Raw genomic sequence first — 20,406 nt, forward strand, 5'->3', positions numbered from 1 at the left:
CTGTATGATATTTCAAATCCAAATAGCTAAGGTAAAGGGTGTCGAAGAGAAACACTCTTCACTCGCCATGACTATGAAGCTACAAATTTTTGGAATTTTGAGCTTACCCAGGAGCAGTTCGCTGAAATCGGAGAAAATCTCGTTTTACGTTCGCTGGTTCTTAATGGGGAACTTACTGATGAAAATTCTTAGTGGGCTGTGACGGCAAAATTCTGAAAATAACGGAAACCTTAGCTGAATTCTAGCCTTTCCAGAACTCAGTGTTTAGATAAAAGTATTATGAAGTGTCTGAATAGAAAAATACGTTTGATTACTCTTGCTTCCATACTTTCCATGCGGATCCCGACGCATTGACGGGCCTTGCCGCATGATCAACACACTGGTAATACCTTCTTATGAGAAACATACGGTTACCGAGCAAAAACACTCTTCATAAAAAGGTCCGCTTAGGTTTGGTTTGGTTTGGTTTTGCCGTAATTACTTTAAACATTCGATGATTGAAGAAAAGCAACATCTAAAGAACTTTTGCATATGCTACCCTACCGCGCTCCCAAAACTAATACAAGCCTGCAAAAGTTAGTGAGTGCCAGCTTGGGAGATTATTTACCATAATATTGGAAAACGAGGAAGTACTCTAAAAAATAATTTTTAAGTCAATGAGTTATAGACTGACGTCATAGCCTAGGTAGCTGTCGAAATCATCACCTTTAAAAATTACACGACCGTACCAATATTACTCAAGCTTACAATAAATAGAAGTTTTTTTGCTTTTGCGTAGAAATTGATTATTAGATGACAATCATGATAATAGTGGCCAAGATAATCAGTATATGAATGTTATACCTTCGAAATCACACATTTTATTTGCAAATAGGAAAATTATTAGCGAATGGATTACGTTACAAAGAAAATTAGCGAGAAATCTGAATTAAACGCCTTCACTGGAAATTATAGAGATGCAGCTACTCAAGAACAATCAAGGTTAGAGTATGTTCTCGTAATTATTCTTGGTTACTTGTGGAATAAAAACATTAATAAAATTGATGATGAAGCCAAAAGCAGCTGTATCCAAGGAATCAATAGGCCATCAATTGGCAGCATTATATCGATATCCAGGACTCTAGATGTAGATGGTGAAATTTTCGGAAACAAAAAATTAAAGAAATTTAGAGATAGTATTAACAACTATCCCTCAATTAGAAATGAAAAAGTTGGCCATGGATTTTCATTTGACGATGACTCAGAAAAGCTTTTCAATGTATTTTCAAATCTTTACAAGGGCATCCATCAAGATGGGCCCAGTTTCTTAAGAAATAATATTGAGCTAATAAATATACTATCTGTTACCGATGTTGCATATAAAGGGATATTGTATAAACCAAGCGGAGAATACTTCCCCTGCTCAATATCGAATGAGGCAGCCAACCTCCGCTGTCATAATATTTACATAAGATTTGAAGGAAATTACTTTCAGGTAACACCATTTATTCAAATCAAAGATATCGATGATTTCTATGTATACTCTTATATAGAAGATCGCCTTGCTTCACGGGCAGTATTCAACCAACTAATAAAAACGAATAGAGAGTACTTTAAAGTTGACAGCCTAATATTTGAAAGTCTTGATATTGATGAAAAAAGATTGAAAGCAGCAAATGGAACTATAATTAATAACTTTGAAAATAATTATAAGAAATATATCAACACATCAATTGTCAAGAGGCTTGTGAAGTTTTTAAAGGAAAATAAATCGACAGTATTTTCAACCGTTTGGGGGCATGGGGGAGTAGGAAAAACTGCTTCAATACAGCGCGTCTGTGAAGTGCTATTAAGTGAAGAAAAAATGGCATTTGACTACATTGTTTTTGTGTCAGCAAAAGATAGAAAGTTCAATTATCATAAAGGTGTTATTGAGAAACTTTTAGGGGGTGTCGACTCATATGATTCTGCTATACGCTACATCAATAATGTGGTATTCGGTAATGATGGCTCCGATCCAGCAGAAATCATTAACTTTAAAGGTAAAATGTTAATTATTCTTGACGATTATGAAACCTTTAATCCCGAAGAGAAAGAAAAACTACTAGAATTTATAAAATCTCTAAATATTCTTCATCACAAGGTTGTAATAACGACAAGATCAGCAAGTAACATAACAGGTGAAGAAATCGAAGTAGAAGAGCTAACACCTGAAGAGTCTTTACTTTTTTTGACAACGTCCTAGAGAATGAACTTTGTATAGATAGCAGTTTATACAAACAAGGAAAGGATATTTCAAATTTGTCAGAGTCTATCCACAGACTAACAAGCGGAAGACCATTATTTATTTTTCAAAGTGCAATCATCTATGGGGAGACAGGGTCAATGTCTTCCATGCTTGACTCAAACATCAATAAGGGAATTAATGCTATAGAATTCCTATACGGAAGAATAATTGACTATTCATCTCCAAGCGCAAAAAAAATATTTGGCTCAATGGGGTTACTGACTTCGGACAGAGACCTGAGTAACCTATTATCAAAATTGCAGTATATTACGAATATGGAGAAAAATGAGAGCACTTTCGAAAAATCTATAGAAGAGTTAACAAAACTCAAAATCATAACTATTGTTGACAATAAATATTTCAAAGTATATTCCAGTGAAATTGTCTCTCTTATGAAAGATTCATTTCAAGACGACGGATCAATAACCAGCAGACTTCAAGTTGTCGGAAGAGATAAAAATCTTGACAATGATCTATCACTACTTGACGACGCAGACAATTCCCGCCTGACTAAGAAACCTAGCGAGGTCAAACAAAAATACAGATCATTAATTTCAAGAAGCGCCACACCTATTGACATTAAAGTTCAGTCTGTCATTAATTTAGCCCAGTTTCTAGTTGAAGATAATGGCAGCTATGATGAAGGCATAGAAATACTTGAAGAATATCAGCATGAATATAATTCATACCCTCAATTTGTAAAGACTTATGCAACGTACCTTTGGAGAGGCGAGGAAAGCGAAAAGCGTAAGTCGATCGACTTAATCAACAACCTCTTAAGGATTGATAATTTTGAAACACAAAATGAAAAACTAGACTTTCTTTGTATATTAATGAGATATGAAACAACTTTTTTAATCGATTCCAGAGAGGATCTAAAGGATTCATTTCGACTTAAAGAGATCTCAAAATCAAAGTATGACAGAGTTTTTGGTGAACAAAGACAAGGCTTCTATAGAATATATACATTTCCAGGTATGGAAATATTTGAATGCATAAAGTCCGACACTCTCAAGAATCTAGAGCATGATATAAAAGTTAAAGCGTTAAACGGACTTTCATACTTTATTGAAGTTTGCCTAAGAAGAAGAATGTATGATGAAATAGATATAGTATTAACCTATGTATTTAATCAACTAAAGTACAACTACCATGATGTATTTAAGAGAAAGGTTGAAAGAATTAACAAATCAAGAAAAACTAATATAAAAAAGTATGACGAATACATTATTAAGGGTAGTACTGGAGATAGGTATGAAGCAGCAAAAATTGGTGCTGGCAAAAAACAACAGGTAGGCTCACTAGGTACAATCCTTTCTGCTGCAATTAAAAAAAATGAAAAAGCATAAATCGCGTAGTCGGTAGTTTATAGCTGCCGACCCCCATACTGCCTATCGTACAGATATTTATTGAGCAGTTCTCTATCCGTATTGAATTTCTATTCAGAGGACAGCAACACTAGGACACCCACAGATTGAAAGATGACACAGGAAATAGTGCAGGCCTTCAACCTTAACCGCCATTTCTCCTGATCAGGTATAGAGCAAGGTGAAATACTGAAAAATTATGCTTTAGTTTTGAAAATTGAGTGATTTTGGCCAAACAACACTAGGACACCCACAGATTGAAAGATGACATCGGAAATAGTGCAGGCCTTCCACCTTGACGGCCATTTCTCCTGCCTGGAGCTGGAAGAGGTTAAATACTGAAAATTTATGCTTCAGGTTTGAAAGTTGCGTGATTTTGGCCATCCGGAAGGAATAGCTTCGAAAGGCTGGGCGGGAATTAGTGGGGCATTGCAGAAAGGAAGCGTTGGCAGTCGCCAATACCGTGTACCCAACGTTTATTGAGCTGAATACAGGCTTGCCGTACAGCCTCTGCTGATCCCACCAGGCCTTTAAAGCGGCTTTCAAAGTTCCGATTAAGATAGAGCCAGTGTTTTGTTGAGATGCCCAGCCGCTCAAGGATAGGGGGCGTCTTTTGAGAAATGGCACCGCGCTTTTTGGGGTCTAAATGCCGGCCACTCCAGTCTACTAACGCCAAATAGTGATCCAATTGAAAGGGTAACCCTTTCGGCATATTAAGGCGCTCGCCGCCCACAAACGGTAGTAGCTCTTTAGGCTGCTCACCTAAGATCACAGCGCGAACACGCTGCTGAATGGACGTGTGATCGGAGTCCTCCGGGGTTTTTGCAATATCGGCACGGATAGGATTGAGATCGACATAGGCCATGCAGGCAGCCAAGGCTCTTTCATCCAATAGCGCCTGAGACTTGAAACGGCCCTCCCAGAAGCGGCCAGTACAGCGGTCTTCTGCATTGGCTTGGCGAGCAATAGATTCGTTTAGGCAGCGCATAAACCAACTGATATCCATTAATCGCTCTCGCCACAGCTCAATCAGCTCTTTAAGCTTGTTCTTTTCACTGCAATCCAGAGAGGCACCCTGAATAAAGCGCTGAGCCAAATTAGAAGCTTTAAATAGTTCCTGCCAGCGGAGAATGACCTCAGTATCAGACCAAGTTCTGGCCGTTTTAGCATCGATATAGAGCACCACATGGTAGTGATTACTCATTACCGCATAAGCAGCGATATCCAGCGCAAAGATAGCAGATAGCTTTTTCATCCCAGTCTCAATCCACTGGCGCCGGTGCTCATAATCCCTCCCCAATTGATCATCTCTTCCACAAAGAAACGCCCTGCGTACACAGCGGGAGACGCAGTGATAGTACGGCGTCGCATCAAGTGATATCTGTGAGCGGCGAGGCTGGGTCATCGGGTATGGATTTAACTGTTTTAATATCCAGTACTTTTATTGTGATTTCCGTATTGTGTCAATAGCTGTGACGCCTTAAGCTCTACCTTTGATGGGTGTCCAGAAACAACGGCCGATAAGAACATCAACTTTCACTACACAACTGCATCATTGACCCTACCCGCTTGATCACCCGGCTTCGGTGTCCTTGGCCACCTCGCCTTCAGGCTAAGCCTTATATGATATTTCTGTCCGTCAGCTCGTAGCTTTGCTAGCGGCTTCCTCCCCACAAGACCTCGCGGTATTGCAGTTGCCATTCGCTAGTAGTTAGCATTTAATGAAGTCCATTAAACGGTGATCTTCCTACAGGGGACTTTCACCCCATTAATCCACGCCCATGCTGGGCGTACCAACAAGTGCCAGCACAATCGCGCTTTTAGCGCTGGACTCGCAACAAGTTGCTCGCCTTTTATGGCGGCGTTATGCATAAAATAAGTAGAGTACGAAAATGAAATTGAAAATTGATATATTCTCCATTCTGTTTCTATTTTTAACCGGCTGTGCTTCTTCGCCACCACAAGATGCTAAATATTTTCAGGAAATTTCTGAGAGTAAAGGTGGGTACGCTAAACTTTATATTTATAGACCTAATTTCAGGAATGGTAGCGCAGTCTGGCCAGAAGTGTTCTTTAATTCTACTAAAATAGTGGGTTTAAAAAATCATTCGTATACACAAGTCTTTATTCAACCTGGAAAATATAAGATCAGAACGGAAAAAAGTAGCTTCATATCGGGCCTGGGCAACATACCAGGTGAGATAGAAATAAAAAGTACAGAGGACCATTTTTTATTTCTTGAACAGTATTATTGCCAAACAGAATATTCAAATGCTTACTGTTTAGTTAACGGTCGCGATATGGATTATCAACGGTGGGTGATGAAGTCAAAGCCTGATGCACTTCGTGCTTTAGGAAGTTACTATTATGTAACCCCGTATGTTGAAGTAGTTAATAATTAGTAAAATGCATAAATCGGGTAGCCGGTAGTTTTTACCTACCGGCCCCCGCACCACCCATCGTGCGGGTCCGCAATGGGCGGTTCCTATCCATAATGAATCTCTACCCAACGATAGTGTCGAGCAGATCTTCATTTGAGTTGAGTTTCATGGCAGTGCGCTACGTCAATTTTATATCCGGCTGGCAACATATCGGTAGGCTAGCCCTGTCTTTTAACTCGTGGATTTTGGGTTCAGGCCTTTACCCTGTCCAAGGTATTAATCTTGGCATTTGGCTACTATGCCGTCTGCTGATTTCTGTTTAATCACCCTACTCATTACTGAGCGGAGCGCTGCTGTGCCCCAACATTTTTGTTTACCCCACGATAGTGGCTAGCGGGTTGGGCCTATTTATGAGTCAGCGGCCACACTGAAAGCATCACAGCGACAAGTTAAACAGATCTCCCCAGATAAGAACGTGAACTTTCACTACACAAATGTATCATTTACTCTACTCTTTAGATCACATGGCTTCGGTGTGCTTGACCACCTCGCCTCCAGGCTAAGCCTTATATGATGTTTCTGTCCGTCAGCTCCTAGTTTTGCTAGCGGCTTCCTCCCCACAAAACCTCACGATGTTGCAGTTGCCATTCGCTAGTAGTTAGCATTTAATGGAATCCATTAAACGGTGATCCTCCTACAGGGGACTTTCACCCCATTAGTTCACGCCCATGCTGGGCGTACCAAGCGCAAGCACTCGGATCAAATTTCCACTGCGTTCCAATTTGCCCGGTGTTGCGGGCGTTAGGCGATGAGGGTTAAATAAAACCATGAATCGAAGATTTTATAAATCGTATGCTGAGGGCATGGAAGGTGATGAAGGTGCATTCCTTTGTGAAGTTGTAGACCAGCTAATCGTAAGGCAAATTTACGTTATCGATGGATGCCATTTTTGGGCGACACCTAACGCCGAAAATAATGAGGTATACTTTTTTACTGATCAACCGGAGTTTCCTAAGGGAGATATACCTCGTCTTGAGAAAGAGTTTGATCTTGTTGAATTAACGGAAGAAGATTTTCTGAAAGTGTGGGAAATTGCACAGAAAGAAAATTATTGAACCGAGTTATGGGAGCAGCCGCCTAAATCGGGTAGCCGGTAGTTTTTAGCTACTGGCCCCCACACCACCCATCATGCAGGTCCGCAATGGGCGATTCCCTATCCGTAATGAATCTCTACCCAACGATAGTATCGAGCAGATCTTCATTTGAGTTGAGTGTCATGGCAGTGCGCTACATCAACTTTAACCGACTGGAAACATATCAGTAGGCTAGCCCTGCCTTTCAACTCGTGGATTTAGGTTCAGGCCTTCACCCTATCCAAGGTATTAATCTTGGCATTTGGCTACTATGCCGTCTGCTGACTTCTGTTTAATCACCCTACTCATTACTGAGCGGAGCGCTGCTGTGTTCCACCATTTTTTTCTATCCCAGCGATGGTGGCTAGCGAGCTGGACCTATTTATGAGTCAGCGGCCACGCTGACAGCTTCACAGCGGCAAGTTAAACAGTTCTCCCCAGATAAGAACGTGAACTTTCACTACACAACTGCATCATTGACTCTACCCGTTAGATTACATGGCTTCGGTGTCCTTGGCCACCTCGCCCCCAGGCTAAGCCTTATCTTATGTTTCTGTCCGTCAGCTCGTAGTTTTGCTAGCGGCTTCCTCCCCACAAGACCTCGCAGTATTGCAGTTGCCATTCGCTAGTAGTTAGCATTTAATGGAATCCATTAAACGGTGATCCTCCTACAGGGGACTTTCACCCCATTAGTTCACGCCCATGCTGGGCGTACCAAGTAAAGCCAGCGGACGCATAAATGCACCGCTGCTTTTGGCGTTAGGGCCTTTCTCAGCTAAAACATAATTTAGGGTATCCATGTGATTGAACCAAAATACAAGAATATGAATTCATTATTCGCCGATAGGGTCTTTAGAATACCCAAATATCAAAGATACTACTCATGGGGATCAAAACAACGAAACGATCTCTTTTCTGATATTAGAGCTTTGAAGGTAAAAGGTGTTGATCGTGATCATTTCATGGCAACGATTGTTTGTTACCAAACGGATGAAGTTAAAGAAATTGGCTCAAAAGAATATCGGCTATACGATGTAGTTGATGGTCAACAAAGATTAACAACACTGATTATTTTAATTAAGTGTATCCATCTTGCATTAGAAAGCGGCGAAGAGAAAGAAGAGCTTGGAAAGATAATTGTAAAATCGGATGGTAATCTTATTTTACTTCAAACCAACAACACTAATAAGCACATTTTCAATAGCTTTATAAGAGATGGAAAATCTCCGACTAAGGATAAAATAACTACCCATGCTGACAGGAATATTTATCAAGGCATAAAGGAATGCATGCAGTTTGTAGATGAGTGGAAGGACGATTATGGAGATGCTCTTTCGCTGCTGAGAATTATAAGAAATAAATTGGGATTTGTGGTTTTTGATACTGATGATTCGAGAGTTGTATATAGTCTATTTGAAGTTTTAAACTCAAGAGGGCTTGCTGTCGACTGGCTAGATAAGACCAAAAGCTCATTGATGGGAATTGCTTTTGAAAAGGCAACAACTGATGAATCACGGACGACCTACCTCGATGAGCTGAATGATTTATGGGGCAAGATCTATGTAGAGCTTTCAAAATATCCTGTTCCAGGCCAGGAGGTACTTAGGGTAACGGCTACTTTGTATACGGGGACAGAGTCTGGGAAGCCCAAAAAGGCAGAGTCCGCACTGACATCATTGGCTGATGCTTGCTCATCTGCAAAAGATACCGTCAAGATAAGTAGCTGGATCTTCGATGTGGCGAAAACACTTGTAGAATTGCAATCAAATATTCATCTCGGCCCCGTCACAAATGTATTGCAAGCCCGCGTTTTATCAGTTGCAATTTCATTGGCTAATTCGGTTAACGAACAAGAGAGGAATAAGCTGTTAGATCAGTGGGAAAAAGTAACATTCAGAATATATGGATTGCATGCGAAGGACTCAAGGTCAAAGGTGGGTGACTATGTTCGATTGGCAAATAAAATAATGAACAAGTCGGCGGGAGCGTCCAGATATAGCGAAATTATCGCAGCGTTGAGAGATATAGGGTCTGATTATTCTGTTGACCGAGCAATCGATGAAGAATTGAAAGGGAAAGATGTCTATGACGGAAATCAAGAAGTAATTCGGTACCTGCTATGGCGATACGAGGAACATTTGGCAGCGGAACTCGGAACGAATGCGGTTGTAAATGACGAATGTCGAATTCAAATATGGCAGGCAAGATCCGCCAATGAAAGTGTCGAACACATTATGCCGCAGAATCCCGAATCAGGTGGAGCTTGGGATGGAAAAATTAACGATAACAGCCGTTACGAAACAGTCTCAAATGGGATTGGTAATCTTATATTATTGCCCATGCCAATAAATAACGAAGCCAAGCGGCAGGGATTTATCGCTAAGAAAGGTATTTACATAAAATCTGAAGGTCTACGAATGGTTCGCGAGATATTGAGTTATGACGACTGGTCCGAAAAGGAAATTTTAGAAAGAGAAGAAAAAATATTTAAATGGGTGCGATCCGAATGGGCAGACAGAACAGATTGACCCTATGCCCTAACAAGCCAATGCATGGGACGTTAGGTGAGGGCGAAGAGCAACACTCAACAACACTGGGACACCCATAGATTGAAATATGCCACAGGAAAAAGTACAGGCCTTCCACCTTGACAGCCATTTCTCCTGATCAGGTATAGGGCAAGGTGAAATACTGAAAAATTATGTTTTAGGTTTGAAAATTGCGTGATTTTGGCCAAACCGGAAGGAATAGTATCGAAAGGTTGGGAGGGAATTAGTGGGGCATTGCAGATAGGAAACGCTGGCAGTCGCCTATGCCATGTACCCAGCCTTTATTGAGCCGAATACAGGCCTGCCGTACGGCTTCTGCTGATCCCACCAGGCCTTTAAAGCGGTTTTCAAAGTTCCGATTAAGATAGAACCAGTGTTTTGCTGAGATTCCCAAACGCTCAAGGATAGGGGGCGCGTTTTGAGAAATGGCACCGCGCTTTTTGGGGTCTAAATGCCGGCCACTCCAGTCTACTAACGCCAAATAGTGATCCAATTGAAAGGGCAACCCTTTCGGCATATTAAGGCGCTCGCCGCCCACAAACGGTAGTAGCTCTTTAAGCTGCTCACCTGAGATCACAGCGCGAACACGCTGCTGAATGGACGTGTGATCGGAGTCCTCCGGGCTTTTTGCAATATCGGCACGGATAGGATTGAGATCGACATAGGCCATGCAGGCCGCCAAGGCTCTTTCATCCAATAGCGCCTGAGATTTGAAACGGCCGTCCCAGAAGCAGCCAGTACAGCGGTCTTCTTCGTTCTCTTGGCGAGCAATAGATTCATTTAGGCAGTGCATAAACGAACTGATATCCATTAATCGCTCTCGCCATAGCTCGATCAGCTCTTTAAGCTTGTTCTATTCACTGAGGTATAGTTAGGTCTAAATGAAGCACTGAGCCACATTATTAGCGGAAGAATAGATCAAGATTTTAGTGGGAGTTTATGCAAGAAATCGAATGGAAGGACGGAAATCCTTCACTAGAAGGTTTATATTTTGTAGCGGTTAAAATGGGACCGGCAGCGGGATGTTATGATTTCGCAAACTGGAACGGCATGTCTTGGGAAAAGAGTATTGAGGGAAGTGTAATCGCTTTTTGTGACACCAGCAGTTTTATACAACAAATTTCAATTAAATGGCCTTTTGCTGATAATGTGGCAATAGATATTAAACCGATACCTGGCGGGGAGTCAGAGTTTGAAGAAGTATAGCTAAATCGGATAGCAGGTATTTCCTAGCTACCGCCCCCCAAAAACCTCATGATGTTTAAGTTGTCATTCGCTAATAGTTAGCATTTAATAGGGTCCATTAAATGGTGATCTTCCTGCAGGAGACTTTCACCTCATGAGTTCACACTCATGCTGGGCGTACCAAGTTAAGGCATATTCAGCTTAGGCTGGTTCTCCGTCTCAGCACTTTGTGCCCACGCTGCGTGCCCATACTTACCGCGCTAGAATAAACCAATTTCAAATATTCAATGGAGTGAATTTATGAAAAAAAGCAAGAAGGAAGAAGAGTTCTTTATTTAAAAGAGGGAACTTGGTGAACTTTTTGACTCCGAATTTAATTTAGACGTAAATTTGTGGAGAGGGCAGCGTAAAGCTGATCGAGGATCGCCTGTTTTGTATCCTATACTAAAGTCTTTTAGGCTATCTAACGGAAAAATTAGAAATCCTGATATAGACACATACTGGAGCAATGGTGAGTGGTGGGTAGACTGTACTTCAGGGGGTGTTTCATTATTTGATGTGCTGGGGGTACCGGTTTCTCGTTGGGATTATTATAGGCTATCACCAAACATTGTAATCCCTCATGGCCTAGTTATAACGAAGGATTCATATAATCGAAGTTATGAAGCTACACATTACTCAATCCGGCCTCATTGGGATATGCCAGTCGCTAAGTTTTGTATACTCTTAGATGAACTTACTAAAGAAATAGTATTCGAGAATTAATTATGGAACTAAGCCTTTCACATTTGTCACTCATGATCGAGCTAACTGAGTCAGAAATATATCGAATGAAATTGATAATAGATAATCCCTCTTCAACAGAAGAGGAAGTGGATGCCAGTGGAGAGCATTCCATGCAACTATTATCTCTATCGACAGCACTTGCGGAATTGTATAAGCATAAGTGGAGCGATAACTGTAACTATCCTAGTTATGAGGATTTAGTTTCTTCACTCCAATTGGAGAATTGAACTCTAAATCGGATAGCCGGTAATTTCTAGCTACCGGCCCCTACACCACCCATCGTGTAGGCCCGTAATGGACGGCTCCCTATCCGTACTGATTTTCTATTCAATGATAGTCTTGAGCAGATCTTCAGTTGAACTGAGTGTTATGGCAGTACGCTACCGAAACTTTACCCGACTGGAAACATATTGGTAGGCTAGCCCTATCTTTTAACTCATAGAGTTTGGCTCCAGGCCTTCACCATGTCCAAGGTAATAATCTTGGCGCTAGGCTACTATACCGTCGGCTGACTTCCGTTTAATCACTTTGGTCATTACTGACAGAAGCGCTGCTGTGTTCCACCACTTCTTCTATCCCCACGATAGTGAAAAGCGGGTTGGGCCTGCTTACGAGTCAGCAGCCACACACAATTTCATAGCAGCAAGTTAAACAGGCCTTACCGGATAAGAGGCACTACCTGATTGTAGCCACCAAAAGAATGAGGGTTGAAGACTTGGTAAGTAAGTTAACTTGGATTGCTGATCGGATGTCAGTAATTAAAGAGGCTCAAGACGCACTATGATTGAATATAAATACCCAGAAGAACGCGAGATCCTTATTCACTACGCTGAAAAGATGGAGAATGAAACTGCACTAGATATTCTTCAGAAAGGTGTAGTTTCTAATCGAGAGCAGGCATTAGCTCTTTCCCAATTCTATTGGGGAATGATAGACGTTGCTGCTGATGATCAAGATTCTGGATTCCCGCTGCTGGAGAAAGAAGGAATCGAGCAGTGGATGGAGTATATTTTTCACTCTCTGAATGGCTACTTGGTGAGTAATGGCTATGAAGAAGAGTGGGATCAAGAGTAAGGCTCTGAATCGGGTAGCCGGTAGTATCTAGCTACCGGCCCCCACATCACCCATCGTGCAGGTCCACAATGGGCAGCTCCCTATCTGTAATGAACTTCTACTCAACATCACTACTGTGTTCAGCCACATTTTTTAACCCACGATAGTGGCTAGCGGATTGGACCTATTTGTGAGTCAGCGACCACCTGAAAGCTTCCTAGCAGCAAGCTAAACAGATCTCCCCAGATAAGGGCGTGAACTTTCACTACACAACTGTATGATTTACCCTACCCTTTAGATCACATGGCTTCGGTATCCTTGGCCACCCCGCCTCCAGGCTAAGCCTTATATGATGTTTCTGTCCGTCAGCTCGTAGTTTTGCTAGCGGCTTCTCTCCGCAAGACCTCGCGATGCTGCAGTTGCCATTCGTTAGTAGTTAGCATTTAATGGAACCCATTAAATGGTGATCCCCCTACAGAGGACTTTCACCCCATTAGTTCACGCCCATGCTGGGCGTACCAAGGCAAACAACCCAACGCCGTAGGTGCGGGTTATTTTGGCGTTAACTTCTACGGAGATATAAGTGGATATTCTGATAGTAAAGAATCTATATAGACTACTCTCCCAATACAGAAGTAAAGAGAAGGCTTTCCCGTCTATTAGTGAAGATTTAACTCCCAAACCATTGAAGGATTTCCACCAATGGGCCGATTCAAAGGATTTCGAAGGCGGCTTTTTAATTGAAAACCCTAGGGGAATAAATCTTTGGTTACTTTTAATAAAATGGAACGAAGCAAATGGATATTATGTCGTTCTCTTTCCTGAGGATAAAGCTGGACCAATAGCTGAAATTCATAGCTTCTCCTCTGACGAAGATGGAGAGTATCTTCATTGGCGTTATAGACCATCAAAGAGAGATGGAAGAAATGATGAGCGTAAAGAATATTTTGAGAAGTATTTTTTTGGCCTTGATGTCGTTATCTCTTTGCCAAGAATTTTAGACGAAATATCCGAATTTCTTGGTGAATTGGTCTCTCTTGCAGAAAACCGAGCGAAAGCAGATAAACTTGATCCAGACAAGCCCTCCTTTCGTAATGGGTTTCCTGAGGGAAAGATAAAAGAAAAACTGCACAGAGCAAGGGAGAGAAACTCAACGTTGATATCGCAAGTTAAAGCAGAAGCGTTGGCTAAAAACAGAAAACTACAATGTGAGAGTTGTGGCTTTGATTTAAAGATTTTTATGGGGAACTGGGCGCTGAGTTTATCGAGGTGCACCATACCAAACCTGTAAGTGAGCTCCATGAGGATGGAGAGGAAACCAAAAAGGAAGATATAGCCTTGGTGTGCTCTAATTGCCATCGAATGCTACATAGGCGCAGACCATGGTTAGAAATGAACGATTTAAAAAAATTAACAAGTCAAAGAAAACAGCAGCATTAGGAGATCCACAGATTGAAAGATGACGCCTGAAATAATACAAGTGTTCCACCTTGGAAAAGTGTTGGTAGGATATAAAAGTGTCAGTCTACAAAGTAACCTTTCAGGACAAAGCTCCACGAATAAACATAGATGTGCCAACAATGATGAAGACACTTGGTGGTTTCAAGTTTGTCTTTGACGGCACTCCTCGAGAGGAAATTTGGAAAAAATTCACAGCGTCGCTCTTTAACAATGAAGAAATTGCAACTGACTTAGGAGAATGGCAAAGAAATATATGCTTTAACTTAAAAGCATATAATGCTCTTCACTTGAAGCTTGATAGATATGGTGAGTTTCTGCCAATAGATATTTCTGGAGAAACGTGGTTTATTTTCAATATAACGCACAGTATTGAAGCTGATTTAACAAAAAGTTCAAAAGAAATAATCAATGGAAAAGAATCTTCATATGTAAAAGAGATTTCTTTTAATCCATCTCCTGACGATCTTATCTTCAAAACAAGCTATGATGGGTTCATGGGAATTTATTGCCAAAAGGGTTTTATAGATCTAATCAATGGCCATTCAGGGTTAGAATTCAATGAAGATCTACGAGCAATCTGAACCACGCATTTAAACCGGATAGCCGGTCGTTTCTAATTACCTGCTCCACACCACCCATCGTGCGGATCCGCAATGGGCGGTTCCCTATCAGTAATGAATCTCTACCCAACGATAGCGTCGAGCAGCTCTTCATTTGATCTGAGTGTCATGGCTGTGCGCTACGTCAATTTTATATCCTGCTGGCAACATATCGGTAGGCTAGCCCTGTCTTTTAACTCGTGGAGTTTGGCTTCAGGCCTTCACCCTGTCCACGGTATTAATCTTGGCATTTGGCTACTATGCCGTCGGTGACTTCTGTTTAATTACCTTGATCATTACTGACCGAGGCGCCGCAGTGTCCCACCTATTTAGTTTACCCCACGATGGTGGCGACCTACTTATGAGTCAGCGGCCACGCTGACAGCCTCACAGCCTCACAGCCTCACAGCCTCACAGCCTCACAGCCTCACAGCCTCACAGCCTCACAGCAGGAAGCTAAACAGATCTCCCCAGATAAGAACATGAACTTTCACTAAACAACTGAATCATTGACCCTACCCGTTAGATCATATGGATTCGGTCTCCTTGATCACCTCGCCTCCAGGCTAAGCCTCATAGGATGTTTCTGTTCGTCAGCTCGTAGTTTTGCTAACGGCTACCTTCCCACAAGACCTCGCGGTATTGCAGTTGCCATTCGCTAGTAGTTAGCATTTAATGGAAACCATTAAATGGTGATCCTCCTACAGGGGACTTTCACCCCATTAGTTCACGCCCATGCTGGGCGTACCAAGCGTAGGCACGGGCGTTAGCCATCAGGTTCGAGAGGGAGCATGAAGCTTCAAGGTAAAGTAGTAAATTGGAATGATGATAAAGGCTTCGGTTTTGTTGAGCCTAATGGTGGAGGCGATCGTGCTTTTGTTCATATTAAAGCTTTTAAGCCTCGTTCACGTAGGCCTGTTAATGGTGAAGTCATCATCTACGAACTAGTCAGAGAAAATAGTAATCGGTTTAAAGCTACAAATATCAAATTTGCTCGAGATGCTGAAGCCTCAAGTAATCGAAGCAAATCTAAAGGTGGTGGCAACTTTGGTGTAGCTTTTATAATAGTTTTTTGTATTGGCCTTTCGACATCGATCGTTGTCGGTAAATTACCGTTAATCGTTGCTGGCTTGTATATTGCAATGAGTTTAATAACATTTATCGCTTACGCAATTGATAAGTCCGCTGCTCAAAATGGGCGCTGGAGAACAAAAGAAAGCACATTACATTTGTTTTCAACATTTGGTGGTTGGCCTGGTGCTTACTTTGCTCAAAACAAGTTACGTCACAAGTCGAGTAAAAAAGAATTTAAAAGTGTTTATTGGGTAACTGTCTTTTTGAATTTAGGTGGCTTAATTTGGCTTCATACTGAAAAAGGAACAAAGTTCCTTAATAACACAGTTGTTCCATTATTGAATGGCTAAATCGGGTAGCCGGTAGTTTCTAGCTACCGGCCCCCACACCACCAATCATGCGGGTCCGCAATGGGCGGTTTCCTATCCGTAAGGATTTTCTATCCAACGATAGTCTTGAGTAGATCTTCAGTTGAACTGAGTGTCATGGCAGTGCGCTACCTCAATTTTATATCCGGCTGGCAACATATCGGTAGGCTAGCCTTGCCTTCTAACTCGTGGATTTTGGATTCAGGCCTTCACCCTGTCCAAGGTATTAACCTTGGCATTTGGCTACTATGCCGTCGGCTGACTTCTGTTTAATCACCTTACTCATTACTGAGCGGAGCGCTGCTGTGTTCCACCATTTTTTTCTATCCCCGCATGCTGGCTAGCGGGCTGGGCCTATTTATGAGTCAGCGGCCACGCTGACAGCTTCACAGCGGCAAGTTAAACAGATCTCCCCAGATAAGAACGTGAACTTTCATTACACAGCTGCATCATTCACTCTACCCGTTAGATCACATGGCTTCGGTGCCCTTGGCCACCTCGCCTCCAGGCTAAGCCTTATATGATGTTTCTGTTCGTCAGCTCGTAGTTTTGCCAGCGGCTTCTCTCTGAAAGACCTCGTGGTGTTGTAGTTGCCATTCACTAGTAGTTAGTATTTAATGGAGTCCATTAAATGGTGATCTCCCTACAGGGGACTTTCACCCCATTAGTCCATGCCCAGGCTAGGCGTACCAAGTCAATTAACTACGCGCCTTTGGCGCCCGACAGCTTACACGCCGCTTCGTTATTTTTCTGAGGATGACTAGTGCTTAAAGATCAAGTTCGAAGATTTTATGAGGTTCTTTGGGATGCCCACGATAAAAAAGCTATGCCATCGATCCTGCATGAGAGCTTCTCCTTTAGAGGATCGTTGGGGCAGGAAAAGCGAGGTCACAAAGGATTCGCTGAATATGTCGATATGGTTCACAAAGCGCTGGGTGATTACAAATGCATTATTGAAGATCTCGTAGAAGAGGGAGACAAGGTTTTTGCAAAGATGTCCTTTACCGGATTTCATAGAGATGAGTTTATGGGCTTTTTACCATCACATAAACGCGTAACTTGGAATGGGTGCGCCTTGTTTACCTTTGAAGGTGATCGAATCTCTGATCTATGGGTGCTGGGTGATTTAAAGAGCCTTGAAAACCAGCTCAAGAAAAACGAAATATAACAGTCGCAGCCTGCAGGACCGTCGCTACGCGACGATCTATGCTGCAAGGCGTAAAATCTAAGCACCATGAAATCTAACATATTCCTACTACTCTATTTATTCAGTTCAATTTCTGACGCGGTAGGCATTGAGAATCCGGCAAAAATTATCAACGCAAAGATTGTAACCAATCAATTAGATCGCTATATTTCACTAAGCTGTCAGAAAGGTCAGAACACAGAAGTGTTCGCCCTTACTGATCACCCTAAAGGCTATGAACTCTCTATTCCTAAGGGTTCAATTTCGGGATGCCTGCAAGGTGAATACTTAGTTATTGAAGGAGACAATAGACTTCTATTATTCATTGGACCCAACCCTCGGCCCGTATATAGAACCAAGTAAACTAACCAAGATTGAACAAATTTCTGCATCTGACCGCCTACACCGCTCGCTTTGTACTGTACGCTTACGCTAGCACAAAGCGCTCCGTTCCGGCGGCAACTGAACAAGGCGTTAGTTTCCATCAGGCTTCGATCAATGAAAGTTATATATCTAACCTTATTAATCATCCTTTATTCTCAGCGAGCCATTTCGTTTGAATATGATCATAAGAATTTAAGCTTTGATTTGAATAATGCCTCTGACATTGTTATTGCCAAGAAAATCTCAGGCCGAATTCCGTACGCAGATCTGACATATGAAATTAGCTCATATAACTCAAAGCCCATTGAGTGGCGTGACTCTCAAGCCTGGGAGAGATTACAAGATCTGAATCGAGGTATCGACTCAACTTTTTTGGTATTGAATTCAATCAAGGGTTCTTTTGAAATAGGGGATCGATTTATATTTAACGACTCATGGATACCTGTTGAGTTGGGTTCAGTTCAACTGTATTTTCTTTATCGGAAAAACGATCAAATCCAGTCTAATCCGTGTCATCGAATGCCAATCGGCGATAACAAACAATCAGTCGTCGAGCTTTCTTCAGATCCTAATGGGATTATTGATTTGGTTTTACGCAACAAGCTATCATTCTGCGATTCAAAAAACTGACAATGCAATGCACTGGACCTCCTGTGTATTGCTTAGGGCGTTATGACTTCCAAATATGAAAGAGATTAAAGAAAGAATTATAAACGCGGGATTAGGTGAAAAAGGGTTGCCGGTATTGGCCAGAATGGGCGAAGATCCAGGAAAGGAATATATAGAACAACTGCTGTCTGACTTGCATTCACTATTTCAAAACCTAAAAAGTTCAAGCAGTTTGAGCAAAGAGTTGTCGTACGCCTTGTACTGTATAGGCCACTATCCATATATTGAGTACTCAGCATGGATTGATAAAGGTGCAACATTTAGAGGCGACCTGATTGACCCTCAGATATTTCAGTTAGAAATGGCCGTTGAAAGTATATTTTGTAATGAATGGTTGGAGTATGTTAATTAATCAAAGTAAAATAATAACAAAAAGCTCTTACGGAAAACCTACGGGTTGCTTCGGCGTCCGTAAAGCTTTGCGTTATGCACATGAGAACTGAAGCATTGAATATTGAAGATACAGAGAAGTTAATATCATGCTATCAGTTGGCGATTTTGGCGCTTCCAAAAGTAACTCGTCATGAAGGATATCCTTATTATCCAGATGAGATCTCTGATTTTATGAATCTTTTAGAGCGCCCGCCTTGGGTAGCATATGAATATCAGCCAAAGAAAATTAGAAATATTTTAGATTCGATTGATCGAGCCACATTTGAAGAAGTCAGGTGGGCTTTAACTGCAGCAGCTAGAGCAGAAAGGTTTTGTGAAGGTTCCTGGGAGCTAACACTCAGAAATAGGCTTCTAGATCCAGTCCTTAAGCGACTTCAAGACCTACATCATGCATAACAAAGCCGCAACAATAGGACACCCACAGATTGAAAGATGGCTCTGGAAATAGTTCAGGCCTTCCACTTTGACGACCATTTCTCCTGGTCTGGTGTACGGCAAAGTGAAATACTGAAAAAATTATGCTTGAGGTTTGAAAATTGCGTGATTTTGGCCAAACCGGAAGGAATAGTATCGAAAGATTGGGAGAGAATTGGTGGGGCTTTACAAAAAGGAAACGTTGGCAGTCGCCTATGCCATGTACCCAGCGGTTATTGCGCTGAATACAAGCTTGCCGTACAGCCTCTGCTGATCCCACCAGGCCTTTAAAGCGGCTTTCAAAGTTTCGATTGAGATAGAACCAGTGTTTTTCTGAGATGTCCAGCCACTCAAGGATACGGGGCGTCTTTTGACAAATGGCACCGATTGGCTTGAGACCTACATAAGCTATAAAGTGGGCTTCCTAATAGGCCTAATTAATGACTTAGCGGCCAAGCAGACAGCAGCTAGCTAAACAGATCTCTCCAGATAAAAACGTGACCTTGCAATACACGACTACATCATTAGCCCGGCCCATTAGCCACATAGCTTCGGCATACTTGGCCACCTCGGCTCCAGCTAAGCCTTATAAGATGTTTCTGTTCGTCAGCTCGCAGTTTTACTAGCGGCTTCTCTCCGCAAGACCTCGTGATGTTGTAGTTGCCATTCGCTAGTAGTTAGCATTTAATGGAGCCCATTAAATGGTGATCCTCCTACAGGGGACTTTCTCCCCATTAGTTCACGCCCATGCTGGGCGTACCAAGTAAAGGCACGCCGACAAAATTGGCGCTGCGCTTCTATTTTGCTCGAGCTACGAGCGTTAAGTTTACTGAGTATGAATGAGTATTCGAGCAAGAGAGCACTAAACAGAACCATACGAAAGGTCGAAAATCAATTTGCCACCAATCTAGCTAAGTCAAAGTGGCAAAGAAGGCAGCTTGAGAATGATTTAGAGTGGTTTGTAACTTGGAAGATTAAGCAAGTAACCCAACCGAAGACCTTCTGGTGTGACGGAGCTACAGACTTGCATCTGGACAGAGTTTCCAAAAAACAGCTCCGTATAAAGGCTTTGATTCGTATTGGGCCAGAAAGCAACGTAAACTGCATCAAGGAAGCAATACTACAGGGGACAATTTTC

17 protein-coding genes and 1 pseudogene are annotated in these 20,406 nt (G+C 42.0%); 16 read left to right on the forward strand and 2 right to left on the reverse strand.

Annotated features, from left to right (window positions below):
* Positions 1-889 precede the first annotated feature (889 nt).
* Positions 890-2,224 (forward strand): NB-ARC domain-containing protein, encoded by a 1,335-nt coding sequence (locus ACJJI6_RS11100; RefSeq protein WP_475713405.1) that lies wholly within the window; start codon positions 890-892, stop codon positions 2,222-2,224.
* A 56-nt stretch (positions 2,225-2,280) separates the two neighbouring features.
* A complete protein-coding gene (locus tag ACJJI6_RS11105) occupies positions 2,281-3,615 on the forward strand; it encodes a hypothetical protein (protein ID WP_475713406.1) in 1,335 nt (444 codons plus the stop codon).
* Positions 3,616-4,051: 436 nt separating this feature from the next.
* On the opposite strand, the gene ACJJI6_RS11110 is transcribed toward ACJJI6_RS11105, so the two are convergent.
* Positions 4,052-4,888 (reverse strand): transposase, encoded by an 837-nt coding sequence (locus ACJJI6_RS11110; protein WP_475713407.1) that lies wholly within the window; start codon positions 4,886-4,888, stop codon positions 4,052-4,054.
* Between the two features lie 637 nt (positions 4,889-5,525).
* Between ACJJI6_RS11110 and ACJJI6_RS11115 the strand changes: the two genes are divergently transcribed.
* From ACJJI6_RS11115 to ACJJI6_RS11125, 3 genes are all read left to right on the forward strand, one after another.
* The gene (locus ACJJI6_RS11115; protein ID WP_445359599.1) at positions 5,526-6,035 is read left to right on the forward strand and encodes a DUF2846 domain-containing protein; all 510 of its coding nucleotides are present in this window, start codon (positions 5,526-5,528) and stop codon (positions 6,033-6,035) included.
* 806 nt (positions 6,036-6,841) lie between these two features.
* A complete protein-coding gene (locus tag ACJJI6_RS11120; RefSeq protein WP_475713408.1) occupies positions 6,842-7,129 on the forward strand; it encodes a hypothetical protein in 288 nt (95 codons plus the stop codon).
* 818 nt (positions 7,130-7,947) lie between these two features.
* Entirely contained in the window at positions 7,948-9,675 is a 1,728-nt protein-coding gene (locus ACJJI6_RS11125) for a DUF262 domain-containing protein (RefSeq protein WP_475713409.1), read from the forward strand.
* A gap of 244 nt (positions 9,676-9,919) precedes the next feature.
* Here the strand turns inward: ACJJI6_RS11125 and ACJJI6_RS11130 are convergent, their stop codons facing one another.
* Positions 9,920-10,507 carry a transposase gene (locus ACJJI6_RS11130; RefSeq protein WP_475713410.1) on the reverse strand — a complete coding sequence of 196 codons (588 nt, stop codon included), beginning with the start codon at positions 10,505-10,507 and terminating at the stop codon, positions 9,920-9,922.
* Positions 10,508-10,635: 128 nt separating this feature from the next.
* Here ACJJI6_RS11130 and ACJJI6_RS11135 point away from each other — a divergent pair, with 128 nt between their 5' ends.
* From ACJJI6_RS11135 to ACJJI6_RS11185, 11 genes and pseudogenes are all read left to right on the forward strand, one after another.
* Positions 10,636-10,902, forward strand: coding sequence for a hypothetical protein (locus tag ACJJI6_RS11135; protein ID WP_475713411.1), 267 nt, complete (start codon positions 10,636-10,638; stop codon positions 10,900-10,902).
* A gap of 345 nt (positions 10,903-11,247) precedes the next feature.
* Positions 11,248-11,646: pseudogene (locus tag ACJJI6_RS11140) on the forward strand (Tse2 family ADP-ribosyltransferase toxin); the annotation flags it as partial.
* Between the two features lie 801 nt (positions 11,647-12,447).
* Complete coding sequence (locus tag ACJJI6_RS11145) at positions 12,448-12,741, forward strand: hypothetical protein (RefSeq protein WP_475713412.1); 294 nt, start codon at positions 12,448-12,450, stop codon at positions 12,739-12,741.
* A gap of 562 nt (positions 12,742-13,303) precedes the next feature.
* The gene (locus tag ACJJI6_RS11150; RefSeq protein ID WP_475713413.1) at positions 13,304-14,011 is read left to right on the forward strand and encodes a hypothetical protein; all 708 of its coding nucleotides are present in this window, start codon (positions 13,304-13,306) and stop codon (positions 14,009-14,011) included.
* Positions 13,990-14,160 carry an HNH endonuclease gene (locus ACJJI6_RS11155; protein ID WP_475713414.1) on the forward strand — a complete coding sequence of 57 codons (171 nt, stop codon included), beginning with the start codon at positions 13,990-13,992 and terminating at the stop codon, positions 14,158-14,160. Before ACJJI6_RS11150 ends, ACJJI6_RS11155 begins: the two co-directional genes overlap by 22 nt.
* Positions 14,161-14,237: 77 nt before the next feature.
* Positions 14,238-14,762 (forward strand): hypothetical protein, encoded by a 525-nt coding sequence (locus ACJJI6_RS11160; RefSeq protein WP_475713415.1) that lies wholly within the window; start codon positions 14,238-14,240, stop codon positions 14,760-14,762.
* Positions 14,763-15,571: 809 nt separating this feature from the next.
* A complete protein-coding gene (locus ACJJI6_RS11165; protein WP_475713416.1) occupies positions 15,572-16,204 on the forward strand; it encodes a DUF1294 domain-containing protein in 633 nt (210 codons plus the stop codon).
* 781 nt (positions 16,205-16,985) lie between these two features.
* On the forward strand, positions 16,986-17,390 hold the full coding sequence (locus tag ACJJI6_RS11170; protein ID WP_475713417.1) for an ester cyclase: 405 nt from the start codon (positions 16,986-16,988) through the stop codon (positions 17,388-17,390).
* Between the two features lie 516 nt (positions 17,391-17,906).
* A complete protein-coding gene (locus ACJJI6_RS11175; RefSeq protein WP_444926991.1) occupies positions 17,907-18,422 on the forward strand; it encodes a hypothetical protein in 516 nt (171 codons plus the stop codon).
* Between the two features lie 55 nt (positions 18,423-18,477).
* Positions 18,478-18,813, forward strand: coding sequence for a hypothetical protein (locus tag ACJJI6_RS11180; protein ID WP_413664758.1), 336 nt, complete (start codon positions 18,478-18,480; stop codon positions 18,811-18,813).
* Positions 18,814-18,893: 80 nt separating this feature from the next.
* On the forward strand, positions 18,894-19,250 hold the full coding sequence (locus tag ACJJI6_RS11185) for a DUF6508 domain-containing protein (protein ID WP_444926990.1): 357 nt from the start codon (positions 18,894-18,896) through the stop codon (positions 19,248-19,250).
* The last annotated feature ends 1,156 nt before the right edge of the window (positions 19,251-20,406 follow it).

The sequence above is a fragment of the Microbulbifer maximicatervae (SeqCode) genome (assembly GCF_056232625.1).